Below are 18321 nucleotides of genomic sequence, written 5' to 3'. Positions count from 1 at the left end.
ACTGCTCATTCGGTATTAGCACCCCTTTCGAGGTGTTGTCCCCAACTAAAAGGCAGGTTATCTACGCGTTACTCACCCGTTCGCCACTAAGGTTCCATTGCTGAAACCTCCGTTCGACTTGCATGTGTTAGGCACGCCGCCAGCGTTCGTCCTGAGCCAGGATCAAACTCTCCAATAATGTTTTATTGAAGAACCTTGATGGCTCTTTATGAATTAAAGAATTCTTGGTTGTTTTTTGACGGTATTACTTCCGTAATACCTGTCCGCACATCTGGCTTTTCACCTTACTTACATTGTTTAGTTTTCAAAGAACAGCTTTTATAGTTTATCACGTTTCTTTCACCGTGTCAACTTTTTTTTCGTCGCCGTCGTTCTTGGCTGACGGCCGACAAGTTCATATCTTACCAAAGCCGTGGCTGTTTGTCAACTGCTTTCGCTTTGGTATTTTTTGCCGCCGTTTTCAGCGGCTTTTATATATTAACACAAAATTTTCAATTATGTCAACCAGTTTTTCATTTTTGAGGAACGCCACTTTCTTCGTTTGACAGAGGCAACGGAAATTGCACATAAGTCTGCGGTACTTCGCCGACAACTACATATTCCGCTACCGGTACCTGCGTCTGTACACTAACGCTCTTACTGACCAAAGGCACTACGATTCTGATATCGGTGGTTGCTAATAAATATACCATATGCCGGGTTTGATTGATGCCCGCCTGCTCAAATTTATCAAACACTTTGACTTGCACAGTTCCCACCGGAATAATTGTAACAGTAATTTCAGGGCCTAAACTGGCCAATAGCTGGCTTCCCAAAACCTGCCCTAAGGGTAAATTTACTTTTTCCTCTTTAATTGCTTTTAATGCTTCCTGAACTTTAATTGTAGTATCTGCCGCCAGCCGGTTAAATTCCATCGTATTGGGCTGCAACAACACTACGCGCCCCCGGTTATCCAGTTTAACATTGACCAAACTTTGCGGATCCAGGCCCGGACTTACTTGTTCATTAATTACTTTGTTAATTGCCTCCGTGGCCGCCAAAGTAGCTTTAGCCTCGGCAATAGCCAGCAACGTCGGCTTTAAATGAGTTTCTACCGTCCAGAATGTAAAAAGAAACGTCGTCAACAACAGAATTACGACCAGCAGCATAGAAGGAATGGTGCGTCTTTTTCTAACGGAGAACCGCATAGTTCTCCCTCCCCCGGTCCGATTTACTTATTATATATATGGCTTTCATGGTATTTTCGTGCAAATCTCTTTGACTAAAATTAGAATTGCAGGATTTAATCGCTTTGGTGTTTAATTATATAGAAAGCAAGAAAGCCACGGAGTGTGTTATAATTGTAGTATTGTATTTCTTTATGAAATGTACAAGTCTATGCCCAGCAATTAACTGTCCAGGAGGGGTCTTATGAATAGTAACACTCGCAATAGCCGCCGGCATTCCCAAAGCGGCTATGCCAAAATAGTCGCTCTAGCAATTATTGTATTCATTGTTCTTGTCACCGGCGCCGGCCTAGGATTTCTAACCGCAAGTCTAAACACAATGCCTAGTTTAAAGGGAGAAATTCGTCCTGCCGCATCTTCGGAAATTTATGATGTTCACGGCAATTTGATTACTACGATTCATTCTGTGGAAAATCGGGTCCCCGTATCGATTAATAAAATCCCGCAAAATCTGCAAAATGCGTTTGTCGCTACGGAGGATGCCCGTTTTTACCAGCATATCGGTATTGATCCGCGGGGTATATTACGGGCAGCATGGGCTAACCTGACTCACCATGAGGTTGAGGAAGGCGGCAGTACAATTACTCAGCAGTTAGCCAAAAACGCCTTACTAACGCAGGCTCAAACCCTCAAGCGTAAAATTCAGGAAGCTGTACTGGCACTGCAAATTGAACGGCAATACAGCAAAAAAGAAATACTGGAAATGTACCTCAATCAAATCTACTTTGGCCAGGGCGCATACGGGGTACAGGCGGCGGCCCAGGTCTACTTCGGTAAAAATGTGCAAGATCTGACATTGGCTCAATGCGCAATGCTGGCGGGTATTCCCAGGAGTCCTAACTACTACTCGCCTTTTAATAATTTGAAGGCCGCCAAAGAACGTCAGGCAACTGTGCTTGAGCAAATGGTCAAATATGGCTATATTGATTCCACCACCGCTGCCAAAATTAAAAAAGAAGATCTTCACCTGGTCAAGCATTCCGTTAAAAATAATACCGTTGCCTCTTATTTTATTGATTATGTGGAACAACTATTAGTCGATAAATACGGGGCGGACGCCGTTTATAAGGATGGCCTGAAAATATATACGACCCTTGATTTAAATATGCAGCGGGCCGCAGAAGAGGCAATGAAACGGCTTCCCACAGTCAGTACTGATAAAAACGGTATAAAAGAGCCACAAGGCGCTTTGGTTGCCATTGATCCGCATACCGGTTATATTAAGGCAATGGTTGGCGGCCGTGGCAATGACCAATTCAATCGGGCCGTTTTGGCAGAACGTCAGCCCGGTTCGGCGTTTAAACCATTTGTTTATTTAGCTGCTATTGAAAGCGGTATGACGCCGGCCACCGTCGTCGACGACAGTCCCGTTACTTTTGGAGATTGGTCGCCTACGAACTATGAGCATGAATTTAACGGCCCGGTGACCTTACGAACGGCTCTGGCCGATTCGTTGAACGTCGTTGCCGTAAAAGTTGCTAATAAAGTAGGTCCTGACAAAATATTATATTATGCCCAGCAGATGGGAATTACAACGCTGGTATTAAATGGTGCCACCAATGACCGCAACCTGGCCATGGCTTTGGGTGGTCTGACCCGCGGGGTCACACCGCTCGATATTGCCAGTGCTTATGGGGTGCTGGCTAATCAAGGCATCCGGGTTGAGCCGACTGCGATTCTTAAGGTCGTTGACCGGAACGGGAAAGTTCTTGAACAGCATACACCGCGCGAAAGAGTGGTTGTTGATGCGCGAAGCGATTATATTCTGGTCGATATGATGCGCAGTGTCATATCGGAAGGGACTGGAGTCGCCGCCAATATCGGGCGCCCCGCTGCCGGTAAAACGGGAACAACCAGTGATTACAAGGATGCCTGGTTTGTTGGCTTTACACCGGATTTAGTCGCATCGGTCTGGATGGGGTACGATAAAGGCCAGTATATGCATGGTATTACCGGCGGCAGTATTCCGGCTGAAATATGGCATTCGTTTATGGTTAAGGCATTAGCCAATGTTCCGCCCCATGACTTTGTAAAACCGGGCGGGATTGTTTCCGCCACCGTTTCCAACAAAGACGGATTACTTGTAACCGACCCCAAGAATAAAGACAGCCATACGGAAATATTTATTGAAGGAACCCAACCTACTAAATTGTCTGTCCCGGCTGAGAAAAAGAAAACGCCGGATCAAACAGCCCCGCCTAATGGTCCGCTTCCCGGCGGCAGCACCCTGCCGCCGCCGCCCAATAAGACCGACAAGCCGGCAACTCCCGATGCCACGGTGCCGATTCCTCCGGTACCATCGGATAAACCGGCAGTAGAGAAAAAAAATTGATATCAAATTAAAACATAAAAACACGCGAAAAATACGCGTGTTTTTTATTTCGACTGCATATACATTATTACACACAACTTACAGCGGTTAGTTTGACGGAGGTGGTGTTGCGCAAGTAAAAACGTTAGGAACCTATAAGGGTGTTCCTAACGTTAAATATTTAAGAAAAAGATGTATTGTCTTCGAAGAAAAATAATAGAATGATAATAATAATAATCCACCAAATACCAAAACCGCCGCCAAACCCAAAACCGCCGCATCTCGACATTAGAATACCTCCTTTAAATTTCACTTTAGTAAATATTGCACTTCTTAATAGTTAGTATATAGACTTCAGCCCTAACCGGTTATATGCAAGCAATATGCAGCAAAAATGATAACCTTTATTCATCCGGCTTCAATAATTGACGAATTTGTTTTGGCGCTTCCGTGGCTACTTTTACGGATTGCATGGTATTAGTGATAACATCGGTAATATTACGCACTTTGTCTACAGTGGCAGTGACATTGTTAATCCGTCGTTCCATCGGTATATTATCTGACGCCAGGGTCAGTAAAATTGTCATTACTTGAACTGAAAAATTGGGATTGTTTATAATTTGCCTAATAATTTTAGCGGGTTTTGAGGCCGTAACCGGTTTAGCCTGCTTGACTTCCGTTCCTTTGTTTTCATCTCCCGGTACAGAAACTACTTTCCCGGCATTTCGTCTTTTATGCCGTATACGCATATCTATCACCCCCACTACTTACTATAATTTATTCGCCGGGATAGGGAACGGCAACCTGCGATTAAAAATATTTGCGCGGCCAAAGCCGGTACGGGTGTGCGGACCGCCGGTCAGTAACCCCGTCTCATCTATTCAACCCGGAAAGTTCCTTTTCGGTATATGCAAAAATTTAGGGGAGGTGATAGTCATGTTCGAACAATTCGGCAATATAATGGACCTGGTAAAAAAGATTCAGCAAAATGTTGATACGTTGCAAGATGAATTACGGAATAAGCAGATTGAAGTATCCAGCGGCGATGTAATCAAAGTCGTTGTAAATGGGCAGCAAGACATTGTATCCATTGATTTAAATGAAAAATATCTTTCCGCCGATAATGCCGCTTTATTACAAGACCTGCTTACGGCAACAATTAATAATGCTCTCGGTAAATCGCGGGATCTGCATCAAGAGGCGATGAATAAATTATCAGGCGAACTAAATCTACCGAAAATACCCGGCCTTTTTTAGGGGGGGAGTTATTATGAGTGACACTCCTGACAAATCTGTTTCGCTGATCCAATCGATAACCAAAATTTTAGATAACGTAGCCAATAACGGCGCTGGTTATGACGCACTAATCAATATAATGTCCCTGATGTGCCTGATAACCATACTCAACCGCAGTCAGCCGGCCGCACTACCGGTTGCCGCTGCAAATAGCAATTCCGCCGGCATGCCGGTAATTCAGAAGTTGTTAGGGGATTTGCTTAAAAATGAAGGCGGCGCAGGTCCCGGCGGCGGCGGTGGTGGCGGTGCTGATGCATTAATGTCTTTATTACCGCTGTTAAGTAATTCGCAGCTCAAATCAAAATTAAATCCGAGTAATATGGCAACAATACTCAACCTGGTAAACAGTTTAAGCGGTTCCTTGGGTGATAAACCCGCCAAAGCCGACAAGCCGGCTAAAACGGAACTTAAAGAGGTCCAGACCGAACCGAAAGCGGATGCGCCTGCCGCTGCCATTACTTCAACCCAAGCCGAACATGTCTCCGAGGTTTCTGCTTCTATTCTCAATTATCCTGAAGAATCGGACAAAAAAACCAGCGGCAAATATCTGAATTGGAAAAGCAGTTTTTAAAGACAAATCGGGGGTGCAGGATCTTTTCCTGCACCCCCGATTTGTCTTCTCAAGTCCGGTCATAAAACGGGTTTTTACCTGATACACTGAGCGGAATTCCATAAGCGACCTTGACGTCTTCTTCAAAGAGGTCCAGATTTAATGCCGCTTTCCCAATACTGAACATAACCCGGTTATCAACATGATGGGAGGAAGCGGTACTAACTGCCGAACCGACGGCAATTCCCAGGTCACCGATACTAATGGCACACAATCCTTTATTCTTCACATTCTCGGCACAATTGTCAAAACCGCAATAGCCACACGCCGGAACTCCCAGCGGTTGGACCTTCTGCCCTAACAATAGTACCAAAGAAGCTTTTTCCACACAGAGAGCATCCCGTTCAAAAAACTGAGCCCCTGAGCTTTTGGCAATCCGCCGCATTTCCTCGACCAACTGGTCCTTTTCCCGCGCCTTAACGGTCAATATTACCAAATTATCCACACCTCTGGCTTTGGGTGCCGTTCTGGCGGCCACGCACATCAAACCAGCCACCGTTTCCATCATTCGTTCTTCGAGCTCCTGACTTTTACTAATCATGTTTCTCCCTCCCATTCCCATTCATTGGCTAGCGTAAACTCACAACGGTCGCACCATCACCACCCTCACCCGCTTCACCCAGGCGAATTTCTTTAACATAAGGATGCTCTTTGAGATAAGAGCGGATTCCCTTGCGCAATGCTCCCGTCCCTTTGCCGTGAATCACAATCACTTCCTTTAATCCAGCCAGCACGGCATCATCCAGATATTTATCTACGATTGGTTCCGCTTCTTCTACCGTCATTCCCCGGATATCCACCTGACGTGCTGTTTCCTGGGTCTTTGATAAATTGATAATTTTCCCGCCGGCTTTTTTCTCCTCGTTTCTGGCCGGCAAAATGCGGCAATTCTGAAACGGAACATTCATTTTCATGATTCCGAGTTGTACTGTGGCCTCATTGGTCCCTACCGCTAAAATCGTTCCATTCTGCTTCAATGTGGTTACATACACACTCATGCCCGGTTTTAGCATATCGGCGGTTACTTCAACGGCAGGTTCCGCGTCCTCTTCCAAATTGTGCAGGGCGTTCATCTGCTCCCTGAGCTTTGTTCGGGCTTGATGAATGACGTTCTGGCGTGTTTTCGCATCCTGGCTGGCAAACTGGGACTTTAGTTCATTAATAATAACTTCCGCTTCACGCCTGGTTTGACGTACCAAAGCCGCGGCATCATTTTGTGCCTTAGTTAAAATCGCCGTCCGTTTGCCGGTTAAGGCTTCTTTTTCTTTCATTAAGGTCTCTTTGATTTGGGCAACCTGCCGTTCCAAGGCAGCGACTTCCTCCTGTTGCTGGCTTAACGTTCTTTTTTGACTTTCCAGGTTGGAAAGCACTGTCTCAAACTCGGCATAATCCTTATCCACCAGTTGTTTTGCCCGTTCAATTATAGATTCCGCCAGTCCCAAACGCTTGGTTATGGCAAACGCGTTGCTGCTGCCGGGAAGACCAATCAGTAAACGATACGTTGGCCGCAGTGTTTGTATATCAAATTCTACGCAGGCATTTTCAATTCCATGTCTGGAATAAGCAAAAGCTTTCAAATCGCTATAATGCGTTGTAGCGATTGTTTTGACCTTATCGGCAAGCAAGTCCTCCAAAATTGCCATAGCCAAAGCGGCGCCCTCGTCCGGATCTGTTCCGGCACCAATTTCATCAATCAGCAGTAAGTCATTCTCCGAAACCCTGCTTAGGATCCGGACTAAATTTGTCATATGCGCCGAAAAAGTGCTTAAACTCTGTTCAATACTTTGTTCATCGCCAATATCGGCAAAAATATTCTGGAATACCGGCATTTCCGAGCCGGAAGCAGCGGGAATAAACAGACCGGCCTGCGTCATCAGTGCAAATAAACCGACTGTTTTTAGGGTAACCGTTTTCCCTCCCGTATTGGGGCCGGTAATTAATAACATGTTGAATTCTTTTCCCAGCCAAACGTCGATCGGCACCACCTTGTCGCCGGCGATTAGAGGATGCCGGGCTTTTTGCAGATAAACAATTCCGGCATCATTGATTACCGCCTTGCTGCCCCGCATATCCAAAGCCAGTCGGGCCTTGGCAAAAATAAAATCCAATTTCGCCAAAATTTCCGTATCGTTTTGAATGGTAAAGGAAACCCGGGCGATTTGCGATGTTAAAGCATTTAAGATCCGCTCTATTTCATGCTTTTCTGCTGCCATTAATTGTTTTATGGCATTATTAATATCCACTACTGCCATGGGTTCAATAAAAACGGTGGCACCGCTGGCCGACTGGTCGTGGACGATTCCGGGGAAATACTGGCGGCATTCCTGCTTAATAGGAATCACATACCGGTCCCCCCGCATCGTGACCAGGACATCCTGAAAGTATTTCTGATATTCTCCGGAATGGAGAATGCTATTTAATTTTTCTTTTACCCTGTTTTGCGCCTGCTTAATTTCCCGCCGGATATGCAGTAATTCGGCGCTGGCATCATCCCGTATAGCACCCTGCTCATTTACGGTTGCCTCGATGGCTTTTTCTACGCCCGGTAAGGCAATGATCCCCTCGGCCAGAGAACAAAGACCGGGCGTCTGGTCCGTCCACTCAGTAAAAAATGCTTTCATGCGCCGGGCTGTATAGAGGGTGCTGCTTACGGGTAAAAATTCGTGCGGTTCCAGGATTGCTCCCAATTCCGCCCGCTTTATGATTGACCGGATATCGCGGCTGCCGCCTAAAGGCACTTGAACAGCCGCGGTCTGAATCCGAACGGCTTCCTCAGTTTCATTCAGCCACCGGCCAACTAACTCCCTGTCATTGGTCGGCGTCAAACCCGCCGCAATTTCCTTACCCGCCACGGAGCCCGCCCGCTCGACCAGCATCGTCCGGATTTTATCATACTCCAATGTGGTTAAAACTGCTAAATCCATCTCGTCTCTCCCTTACAGAACGCCACGAAAATAATGGCCCCGGGTAATGTTCCCCGGTTCAACCGTATCCAACTTGTCCTGCCGGAACAGGGGATGCTCTTCCCCTTGTTCCAATACTTCTTTATAAAGCCTGGTAACTTTGGCAACCTGTTGCGGCGTACTCTTTTTTCCCTCGATCCGGACCCGTTCCACACCCATTTGCATTAGCCTGGGCAGGTGAGCCAACATGCTTAATTCCTTAGCATTGAGAATATGCATACGGCAATATTGATCGGTAACAACCGGAAACACTTCTTCCTTCCGGTCTTTTAACCAGTATGGTCCTTTCAGACAAGGCGTCGTGCAGCGGCCCGTATGCAATCCGCCCAGGAAACTGCCAATGGCACAGTACTCGGAAATCATCAGCGTTAGATAACCATGAACCAGGCATTCCAGTACAGCATGATAAGGAATCAGCAGTTGCTCAACCTGAGCCAGATTGAGTTCCGGGGAAGCGGTGAGGCTGCTCAGCCCCTGGTGCCGGAAAAATTCGACCGTTACCGCGTTATAGATATTTAACGGATAATCACCATGCAAAGGCAAGGAACAATGCTCTTTAACCATTTGTAAGGTTCCCAGGTTTCCCACCGAAACCGCATCCGGCTGCAGTTGGTTGAATAAAGCCAAATCTGCCAGCAGACCGCTCTTTTGACCTTCTTTAACAATTCGCGGCGTACTGAATCGAATTTTCTTATCATGCTTTCGAACCATAGCAAGCACTGCCTGGTAATCTTCAGCCAAGAAAGGCTTATGATTGAAGCTTTCACCGCCAAACATAATAATATCGGCACCATTCTCCAGGGCGGCTTTTACTTTATCCCGATGATCCACATTGACGACCAGTTCGGTTCTCCCACCGTCATCCTTCTTTTTCCTCTGGTTCGCAGCCGGTAAAAAAACGCGGGATGTTTCCGGCAGCGGCGGACGTTCAAAGCGTTGCAGCCGCGCCCGTTCCAGTTCCTCCACCGCCCGCCGTCTGGCATCATTGATTTCACTGAGCGGTACCATGACTTCCCCCTCAATATGGCACCCAAGCTCCTGTAGCACAAATATGGTTGTACCCAAACGTTCAATCTGTTTGGCAATTGCCTCCCGGGTCAAAGGGCGTTTCAATGCCTTTTCGGCAATAAAACCGGTTTCCGCCCGGCCGCTAAATCCGTCCTTATCCTGAAGCAGAATGGAAAGCGGCTTTCCTGGCGCCACCTCTACCGTAGCCGTTACTGGCAGCGGATGAACAGTTTGCGCGCCGCTAAAAAAGGATCGGGCCCGCGTCATCAGTTTCGCATCAAACGTTTTAAAAACCCGGTCATTTACCTTAACCGGCGCCGTTACGGCAACTTCCACTGCCATTCCCGGCGAAGCGCCTTGGACCGGACAACCGTCGGCGCTCATCTGAGAAACATGCGCAGTAACCCGTCCGCCTACTTTCACCCAGAATTCAATCATATCTCCCTGGTTTAGTGTTTCATCCAGTTTAATAACGGCCGTTTTCCGGCCCGGATTGTATTGAATTACCCTGCCAATACGTACGCCCCGGTTATTAGGCCGGCGGTCGCTCATCATCTTGCGGCCTTGTTTTCCATATAAATAGGCCGTCGTAAAATCCCGGTTGAAAATTTGCGCCAAATCTTTTTGGTCCGCCTCATCGACAATATATTCTTGTTCGCCGGCTGTCAGCCTATCGACAGCCCGCCGGTAAGTATCGACGACAACTGCCACATATTCCGGCCTTTTCATCCGTCCTTCAATTTTAAATGATCCTACGCCGGCTTGGATCAATTCCGGTAACACGTCCAGCGTATTCAAATCTTTCGGGCTTAAAAGGTATTCGCCGGCGTCTGCCTGCTGTAAAACATTTTGGCCCTGCTGGTCAATCAAAGTATACGGCAGACGGCAGGGTTGGGCGCACCGCCCGCGATTGCCGCTTCTTCCGCCGATCATGCTGCTCATTAAGCACTGTCCCGAATAACAGACACAGAGGGCTCCATGTACAAATACTTCGATTTCCAGCGACGATTGCCGGCAGATTGCCTGGATCTCCGCCAAGGATAATTCCCTGGCCAGAACTACCCGGGTAAAGCCGTTCGCCGCCAGAAATCTAACACCCTCAAGATTATGAACGGTCATCTGCGTGCTGGCATGCAGCGGCAAACCGGGAGCAACCTCCTGAATAATCCGGGCCACCCCCAGGTCCTGTACGATAACGGCGTCAACTCCAATATGATATAAATGCCTGACATAGGCGGCAAGTTCTGCCAGTTCGCTGTTATCAACCAGGGTATTGACCGTAACATAGACCAATACACCTCTAAGATGGGCGTATTTGACCGCTGCCGCCAATTCTTCCCCGCCGAAATTCGGTGCGTAAGCTCTGGCGCCAAATGCCTTGCCGCCCAAATAGACAGCGTCGGCACCACTCTCCACGGCGGCAATCAGGGCTTCCTGGCTGCCAACAGGAGCTAATAGTTCAACCACACGATTCATTCCTTTCCAAAAAACCTAAAATACCGGGAGTTATATCCGTCAAATCTTTAATCTGTAAGGCAAATTCCCGGGAACTCCGTCCCCATAAGATGGTCGGAACTAAATTGGTTGTATGGGTTTTTATGCTAAAATCTTCAAAGTTTCCATGATCACTGGTAATAATCACCAGCGTGTCCGGCGGCGTGTGCCGATAGAGTGCCAGAAAAAATTCATCCAGTGTCATGACTATTTTGCGGGCATTTTCCCAATCTCTTTTATGACCACAACGGTCAGTCTGAAAGTACTCAAATAAGGTAAAATGGTGTCTTCCGGCGATCGTCAGTAAACGCTGGCCGGCTGTCGCCGGGGTAATTACAGGTACATTCCGGACTCCAAGCAGTGGCAGCATTTCATTGGTCAGATCCTGATAAACGGCCATGCCTTTCTCCATTTCGGCAAGGGAGCGCAAAGGCTCACCGGCGCTTAGGATTGTAAGCGTGGTTGCGGCATGGCGCCTTTTACCGGCGGCTGCAAGCTCCATATAATCAGAAGTATACATATTGGCAGAGGTAACCCGGAAATTTTTTTCTTTTAGCTGCTTCATAATACTATATTGATGAATTAGCCCTGTCAAGCGGGGACCCGGAAAGGCCTGTATGTGCCGCCCCATAAAATGTGGCGCATTCACACCGGTAAAAAGTGCGGCCTGTCCTGTGGCGCTCTGCGGCAAACCGGGCACTCCCAACGCAGCGTCGGTGGGAATTACGGTAACATCCCCAACTGTGCCCGGCAGCACCCGTGTTAAGGGCTGATCAAAATGTTGGGAAAAAAACCGCATTGGAAAACGGCATAACGGATTGATAGCGGGGTCCCTTTCGCCTAGTCCCAGCCCATCGATAAAGATTAACAGAACCGGCATATGCCCAAGTTCCCGTCATATATCATTCCACACACTCTCCTTATTTCCTAAAAGAGCCTGCTTAAAAAGATGCAGATACTAGGCGGGGCGAGCATTCGAACGAAGGCGTACTTAGGCGTACGTCGAAGTGAGAACGCACAGCCGCAACAACGTAAGGTCCCACATTTCGCAATGATTCGAGTGACCGGGGACTACGAAAAGTGGGATTGATACGCTTTTTACGCAGGCTCTAAAAAAGAAGAAGGGTCGCGCCCCTCCCCCTTAGTGCAACTCTTTCGTATTGCTTGTTCCTGTAGACTGACTGTTTTCCGCCATAATCGTTTCCTGTTGTTTAAATTTTTCCGTTAAATAACGCATATCATTCATGAACTGTTCTATCTTTCCCCAGTCAACTCCGGCCTGGCTTAGCGGATTCTCATGCATTTGCTGGAAGAAATCCTTGAAGTCACGGCGGGTTATCGGTTCGGCGTCAGCCACTTTTATTACGCTAAACGTGCCGCAGCTTTCCAGCCGGCCGAGTTTAATATCCTGCAAATTGCTAATATCCAATCCTTGGCGGTGAAGCTCCTGCCGCAAATCATCATAATTAAACTGCGTCTTAATAAAATTCTCTTTTAGCAGTTTTCCGTCCTGGACCAATACAACCGGCTTTCCTTCAAACCATTTGCGTAAAGTGACGCTCTTGAGGGCCAGACGGGATAGTATTTGCTGCAACACCAGTAATGCCACCAAGCCCTCGACGCCTGTCATCAGTGTGCTGTTTTTATCCATAGAAGCCGTAATAATAATATCGCCAATACCAACCATAATGACAAAATCAAAAGGTGACAATTGGCCAACCGTGCGATTTCCCATCAGGCGGACTACCAGCAAAGCCGCTCCAAATAAGACAATCAGCCGCAATAAAATCTGTCCGACACCCTCATAGCCAAACACGTTAACACCCCTTTTCTGCTTGTTATTATAAACAAACAGCAAGGGTGGTATTCAGATTACCGCTCCGCATCCTTTACCATTTGCATGAGTTGTTGATAATCCTGATCCAGCCGCAAATATTCATCGGCTATATTCAAAGCGGCCAATACCGCAATCCGGGCCGAAGACAGCAGCGGATTGGTCTTGGCTATTTTCTTCATTTTATCATCTAATAAAGCCGCAGCTTGCAAAATTCTTTCCGCTTCTACATCCCCTTTAACCGGGTAAGTTTCGCCGAAAATTTCCACTGTGACTCTGCATCGTTTTTTGTTCATATACTCACCTAATAGCACATTATACCCACATTTCACACCCTAAACTGCAAAAAATGGGACATATCATCTTTTCTACAACGGGTAAACTTATTCCTGCAATGCCGGGAAAAGGAAAAAGACAGCTCAGGAGTTCCTAAACTGTCTTTCATAAACCTACTCGTTAATAACCGCTGCTGATTTATTCAGTACACTTTTCCGGTAACCATACAGGAAATATACAATGAAACCGATGCCGCTCCAGACAAAAAAGCGGACCCAAGTCTCTGCCGGTAAATTATACATTAAATAACCGCAGAAAATAACAGCCAAAGGCGCCACTAACGGCACTGCCGGACATCGGAAGGGACGGGGTATATCCGGTTTGGTGTGCCGCAGGACAAACACACCGATCGCAGCCACCACAAATGCAAATAATGTACCGATATTCGTTAATTCCGCAATAATCCCGATCGGGGTAAACCCGGCGATTAATGCTACCGCAATGCCCGCAATGATAGTTATAATGTGAGGAGTTCCATATTTAGGATGCACCTTGCAAATTCCCGCCGGAATCAAGCCGTCCCGGGACATGGCGAAAAATATACGGGTCTGGCCATACATTAAAACCAATAAAACAGTTGTAATGCCGCAGATTGCACCGGTACCCACCAAAGCCGATCCCATATTATAACCGATCGCCCGCAAGGCATACGCGACCGGCTCGGCATTGTTCAATTGCTGGTATGGCACCACTCCGGTCAATACACCGGCTACTACAATATAAAGCACTGTACACGCAATCAAAGAACCGATAATCCCGATCGGCAAATCCCGGTTTGGATTCTTGCACTCTTCCGCTGCCGTAGCTACCGCATCAAAACCAATATAGGCGAAAAAGATAATGGCCGCTCCGGCGGCTACACCGGAAAATCCAAAGGGCATTAAGGGTGACCAATTAGCAGGATTCACTTTGGGACCCGCCAAAAGTAAAAAAATAAAAACAGCCGCTAATTTAATGACTACCAGGATTCTGTTTAATGTAGCACTTTCTTTTGTACCGCGTACCAGGAGATAACTCAAAAATAAGGCAATAAACATGGCCGGCAGATTTACAATACCGCCGTCGGCAGGAACCGCCGTAAACATCTTGGGTAATTCGATCCCCCCCGCTTTCAGCAATCCGGTCACATAACCGGACCACCCCGCAGCGACGGCACTGGAACCTACCGAATACTCCAGAATTAAATTCCAGCCCACAATCCAGGCGACAATTTCGCCTAAAGCCGCATAAGAATAAGTATAGGCGCTGCCGGCAATGGGAACAATCGCCGCCAGTTCCGCATATGCGAGAGCCGCAAAAGCACAGGCAATACCGGAAAGTACAAAAGAAAGCATAATGCCGGGACCCGCATATTTAGCCGCTGCCACGCCGGTCAATACAAAAATGCCGGTGCCGACAATGCAGCCGATTCCTAAAAGCACTAAGTCCGTAGCGCCCAGAGTCTTTTTCAGGCCCTTTTTTTCTGCTCCTTCTTTCAATAGTTCAATACTCTTGGTGCGAAAAACACTCATCCTCTTCCCCCTCTTTACTAAAAATACAATACATTCCACCAATCGTCCGTCCTGGTTAACAGTGTAACACAAAATCCGGCCCAGGTAAAGTCATAAATGTATTTTTAGCAAAGACGTTTCTGCTTTAGGTCCGCAGCTTAGCCGTCAATGTATCTTCTAAATGAACAATTATCTTTTTGTAGTAGTCATCAACTTCGTTATCGGTCAATGTTCGATCTAAAGCGCGGAAGGTCAGGGAAAAGGCCAAACTCCGTAACCCCTGGGCTACCTGTTCCCCGGTATAAACGTCAAAGAGCCGGATAGCCGTCAGCAACGTCCCGCCACAGGCTTTTATCGTTTCCACGACCTCTGAAGCTGGCGTAGTTTCCGGCAGCACCAACGCCAAGTCACGCTGAATGGCAGGATATTTCGGCAAAGCACAATACGGTTTGATGAAGGATGCATGCTTAATTAGCGCCTGGAGATTCACCTCAAAAACATAGATTTTTCGGTTTATGGCAAATGCACTTTGCACTTTCGGATGCACTTCCCCCACAATGCCGATTTCTTCGCCATGAAGACAGAAAATAGCTGTTTTCCCGGGATGCAGGGACGCGTGTTCCCCTGCCGCAACTTCATATCCGGTAACGCCAAGTTGTTCCAAAAGCGTCTCTATGGCACCTTTGGCATCATAAAAATCGACCGTATCCCGGGAACTGTTCCAGGCGGTTTCCTGGCGTTTTCCGGTCAATGCCCCGCAGAGCATCATTCTTTCCACCGGTAAATCCGTTAAAGGCAACGTATCCGGCCAATAAACATTACCAACTTCATAAATTTTAAAATCATCATTCTTCCGGGAAAAATTACGGACAGCTGTTTCCAGAGTTCCGCCGAGCAAAGTTGTCCGCAGCAGCGGATAATCGTCCGTAATCGGATTCATTAACGGAATAGCGCAGCGCAGCCGGCTGTCTTCGGGAAAATTCAGTTTATCATAGATCGAAGGATGGGTAAAACTAAAGGATATTACTTCATAGAACCCGATGCCGGACAAAATATCCTTAATTTGGTCAATGGCCGTCTGATCACTGCTTTGACTGCCACGCGCCATATTACTGCAGGGAGTAGTGGACTGAATCCGGTTGTAACCGTATATCCGGGCAATTTCCTCACTAATATCGGCGGCCCGGGTCACATCCCCACGCCAAGACGGTACGGTCACTACAATTTTATCACCCTGCGCATCGGTTTCAAATTCCAGTCTCCTTAGAATATCTACCATTGCTTTTTTCGGTATATCCGTTCCCAGATGGGCGTTGATTTCAGTCGGTGTAAACGTGACCTGCCGCGGTAATGCAAGACCGGGATAACTGTCGATAATACCGGGACAAACCTGACAGGCTCCCATTTCCTCCAGCAACTTGGCAGCCCGGTCCAAAGCCCGGACAATATTGGCCGTATCGATACCCCGTTCGAACCGTCCCGACGCTTCCGAGCGCAAGCCCAAAACCCGGGAAGTTTTGCGGATACTCACCCCTTGAAAAGCAGCTGCTTCCAATAGCACATTTTTGGTGTTGGCCGTAACCTCCGTGGCGAGTCCGCCCATGACCCCGGCAACGCCAACTGCCTGTACCGCATCGGCAATAACCAGCATATCCGGATTTAATTCGCGTTTCGTTCCATCCAGAGTAGTTATCTTTTCCCCTGGATTCGCTTTCCGGACAAATAATTCATGGCGGGAGACCAGGTTGTAATCATAGGCATGCATCGGCTGCCCCATTTCCAGCATAACAAAATTGGTTACGTCGACTACATTACTTATGGGCCGCATACCGGCTGCCTGAATCCGCTGCTGCAGCCATAAAGGAGACGGGCCGATTTTTATATTCTGCAGGACCCGGGCGGTAAACCGGGGGCATAAGGTCGGTTCCTCAATGGTAACGGCCGCTAAGGAAGGCGCCTTTTCGCGTCCTTCTTCCCGTAAAGTCAGCATTGGTTTTCTCAGTGTGCCGCCTGTCAGAACGGCAATCTCTCTGGCCAGACCCAGGACACTGAAGCAATCGGCCCGATTGGCCGTCAGCTCAAATTCCAGAACAAAGTCGTCCAGGCCGAGAACACTTCTTATATCAACTCCCAAACGGGTATCGGAGGGTAAAATATAAATTCCGTCCCGGGCTTCCACCGGAATAATTTTAGTATCCATATTTAATTCTTCCGCCGAACACATCATTCCCGCCGACGCAATGCCCCGTAGATCAGTCAGTCCGATTTCCACGCCACTGGGTAATTTAGCCCCTACTAAAGCAACCGGTACTACATGGCCCTGCCGGATATTCGTTGCCCCCGTCACGATCGTTAAAATCTCTTTTCCTGTATCGACCTTGCAGACAGACAGTTTATCGGCATGCGGATGCCGCTCCAGAGCAATGATTTTCCCGGTTACCACATTTTCAATTCCCTTACCTAATTCTTCAACATACGCCACAGGCACTCCGGCCATGGTAAGCATATCGGCCAGTTCTTGCGGCGATTGAGAAAATTCCACATAATCTTTTAACCATTTAATTGATGCACGCATACTGATCCTCCTGTCTAAAATTGACCCAAGAAGCGAATGTCGTTGTCATAGAATAACCGCAAATCATCAATTTCATATACCAGCATAGCAATGCGTTCCACTCCCATGCCGAATGCAAAACCGCTTACTTGCTGCGGGTCATAATTGCTCATTTCCAGCACCCGGGGATGAACCATACCAGACCCGAGTATTTCCAGCCAGCCTGTATTGGAACATACCCGGCACCCTTTGCCGCCACACATTACACAGGATATATCCACTTCCGCACTAGGTTCGGTAAAGGGAAAAAAGCTGGGGCGAAACCGCACTTTTACATTTCGGCCAAAAATATCGTGAATAAACAATTCCAAAGTTCCCTTTAAATCGGCGAAACTAATATTTTTGTCGACTACCAGCCCTTCAATCTGGTGAAATATGGGCGAGTGCGTCGCGTCGTAGTCACGGCGGTAAACCTTGCCCGGAGCAATGATCCGGATCGGTTGATTCGGTTCGGCTGCTTGCATGGTACGCACCTGTACAGGCGATGTATGTGGTCTTAATAAAATTTCTTCCGTTATGTAAAAAGAATCCTGCATATCCCTGGCGGGATGTTCCGAAGGCAAGTTCAGCGCTTCAAAACTATAATAATCTGTTTCAACCTCCGGTCCTTCGGCAACATCAAATCCCATTCGCATAAACGTTTCCTTGATCCGGTTTAGCGTGAGGGTCAAGGGATGCTTATGTCCAACAGCACTCCTGCGGCCGGGTAAAGTTACATCAATTTTTTCGGCAGCCAGTTTCCGGGATAATTCCGCTTGTTTTAACTCTTCTCCCTTCCGGGCAAGGGCCGCTTCCAGTTCCGCCCGGATTTCATTGACCATTTGACCGATGCGGGGACGGTCTTCCTGACTTAATGCGCCCAATCCCCTTAGAACCCCCGTCAGACTACCTTTTTTCCCCAAAAACTTGATGCGAATCTCATTCAGCTTTTCCAGGTTGGCTGCTTGGGACAAATCTTGTATCGCCGCCTGTTTTAACACTTCCAGTTGTTGTTCCATAGGATACCTCCTAGATCTTAAAAAATTAAAAGCTCCCGCCCCCATAAAGGGGCGAAAGCTTGACTTCCGCGGTACCACCCTAATTCAGTACTTTGTTTCCGTTAACGTGGAAAAAACGTCCGAACCTACCCAGGAAAACCC

At 47.6% G+C, this 18321-nt stretch carries 14 protein-coding genes, 1 rRNA gene and 1 other annotated feature (1 of these 16 only partly in view); of the genes, 3 read left to right on the top strand and 12 right to left on the bottom strand.

Annotated elements, in window-relative coordinates; genetic code table 11:
* Together LUCIF_RS26590 and yunB are read right to left on the bottom strand one after the other, a co-directional pair.
* Positions 1 to 178: ribosomal RNA gene (locus LUCIF_RS26590) — 16S ribosomal RNA — on the bottom strand; the annotation flags it as partial.
* 334 nt (positions 179 to 512) lie between these two features.
* The gene (gene yunB, locus LUCIF_RS20085) at positions 513 to 1187 is read right to left on the bottom strand and encodes a sporulation protein YunB (RefSeq protein WP_122629633.1); all 675 of its coding nucleotides are present in this window, start codon (positions 1185 to 1187) and stop codon (positions 513 to 515) included.
* A gap of 223 nt (positions 1188 to 1410) precedes the next feature.
* On the opposite strand from yunB, the gene LUCIF_RS20080 reads away from it, so the two are divergent.
* On the top strand, positions 1411 to 3558 hold the full coding sequence (locus LUCIF_RS20080) for a penicillin-binding protein 1A (RefSeq protein ID WP_122629632.1): 2148 nt from the start codon (positions 1411 to 1413) through the stop codon (positions 3556 to 3558).
* A 383-nt stretch (positions 3559 to 3941) separates the two neighbouring features.
* On the opposite strand, the gene LUCIF_RS20075 is transcribed toward LUCIF_RS20080, so the two are convergent.
* A complete protein-coding gene (locus LUCIF_RS20075; protein WP_122629631.1) occupies positions 3942 to 4286 on the bottom strand; it encodes a hypothetical protein in 345 nt (114 codons plus the stop codon).
* A gap of 187 nt (positions 4287 to 4473) precedes the next feature.
* Here LUCIF_RS20075 and LUCIF_RS20070 point away from each other — a divergent pair, with 187 nt between their 5' ends.
* Together LUCIF_RS20070 and LUCIF_RS20065 are read left to right on the top strand one after the other, a co-directional pair.
* A complete protein-coding gene (locus LUCIF_RS20070) occupies positions 4474 to 4794 on the top strand; it encodes a YbaB/EbfC family nucleoid-associated protein (protein WP_122629630.1) in 321 nt (106 codons plus the stop codon).
* Between the two features lie 13 nt (positions 4795 to 4807).
* On the top strand, positions 4808 to 5404 hold the full coding sequence (locus LUCIF_RS20065; protein ID WP_207858133.1) for a hypothetical protein: 597 nt from the start codon (positions 4808 to 4810) through the stop codon (positions 5402 to 5404).
* A 49-nt stretch (positions 5405 to 5453) separates the two neighbouring features.
* Here the strand turns inward: LUCIF_RS20065 and LUCIF_RS20060 are convergent, their stop codons facing one another.
* The 9 genes from LUCIF_RS20060 to pheS all read right to left on the bottom strand — a co-directional run bounded on the left by LUCIF_RS20060 (position 5454) and on the right by pheS (position 18180).
* The gene (locus tag LUCIF_RS20060) at positions 5454 to 5984 is read right to left on the bottom strand and encodes a ferredoxin domain-containing protein (protein WP_122629628.1); all 531 of its coding nucleotides are present in this window, start codon (positions 5982 to 5984) and stop codon (positions 5454 to 5456) included.
* Positions 5985 to 6012: 28 nt separating this feature from the next.
* Positions 6013 to 8367 carry an endonuclease MutS2 gene (locus LUCIF_RS20055; protein WP_122629627.1) on the bottom strand — a complete coding sequence of 785 codons (2355 nt, stop codon included), beginning with the start codon at positions 8365 to 8367 and terminating at the stop codon, positions 6013 to 6015.
* A gap of 12 nt (positions 8368 to 8379) precedes the next feature.
* Positions 8380 to 10881, bottom strand: a complete 2502-nt coding sequence (locus LUCIF_RS20050) for a U32 family peptidase (RefSeq protein WP_122629626.1) — start codon at positions 10879 to 10881, stop codon at positions 8380 to 8382.
* Entirely contained in the window at positions 10874 to 11788 is a 915-nt protein-coding gene (locus LUCIF_RS20045; protein WP_122629625.1) for an alkaline phosphatase family protein, read from the bottom strand. Before LUCIF_RS20045 ends, LUCIF_RS20050 begins: the two co-directional genes overlap by 8 nt.
* Positions 11789 to 12049: 261 nt before the next feature.
* Positions 12050 to 12724, bottom strand: a complete 675-nt coding sequence (locus tag LUCIF_RS20040) for a DUF421 domain-containing protein (RefSeq protein ID WP_207858131.1) — start codon at positions 12722 to 12724, stop codon at positions 12050 to 12052.
* A 56-nt stretch (positions 12725 to 12780) separates the two neighbouring features.
* The gene (locus LUCIF_RS20035) at positions 12781 to 13038 is read right to left on the bottom strand and encodes a cell division protein ZapA (RefSeq protein WP_122629624.1); all 258 of its coding nucleotides are present in this window, start codon (positions 13036 to 13038) and stop codon (positions 12781 to 12783) included.
* Positions 13039 to 13191: 153 nt separating this feature from the next.
* The gene (locus tag LUCIF_RS20030; RefSeq protein ID WP_122629623.1) at positions 13192 to 14589 is read right to left on the bottom strand and encodes an amino acid permease; all 1398 of its coding nucleotides are present in this window, start codon (positions 14587 to 14589) and stop codon (positions 13192 to 13194) included.
* Positions 14590 to 14713: 124 nt separating this feature from the next.
* Entirely contained in the window at positions 14714 to 17143 is a 2430-nt protein-coding gene (gene pheT, locus LUCIF_RS20025; RefSeq protein ID WP_122629622.1) for a phenylalanine--tRNA ligase subunit beta, read from the bottom strand.
* A 14-nt stretch (positions 17144 to 17157) separates the two neighbouring features.
* Positions 17158 to 18180: a phenylalanine--tRNA ligase subunit alpha gene (pheS, locus tag LUCIF_RS20020; RefSeq protein WP_122629621.1), complete on the bottom strand. Its 1023-nt coding sequence runs from the start codon at positions 18178 to 18180 to the stop codon at positions 17158 to 17160.
* Between the two features lie 44 nt (positions 18181 to 18224).
* Positions 18225 to 18321: a binding site (T-box leader), on the bottom strand; it runs 118 nt beyond the window's last position.

It is taken from the genome of Allolucifera butyrica, assembly GCF_900476375.1.
GTDB classification, from domain to species: domain Bacteria; phylum Bacillota; class Negativicutes; order Sporomusales; family UPPP01; genus Lucifera; species Lucifera butyrica.
This window is presented reverse-complemented; position numbering and strand designations above follow the sequence as displayed.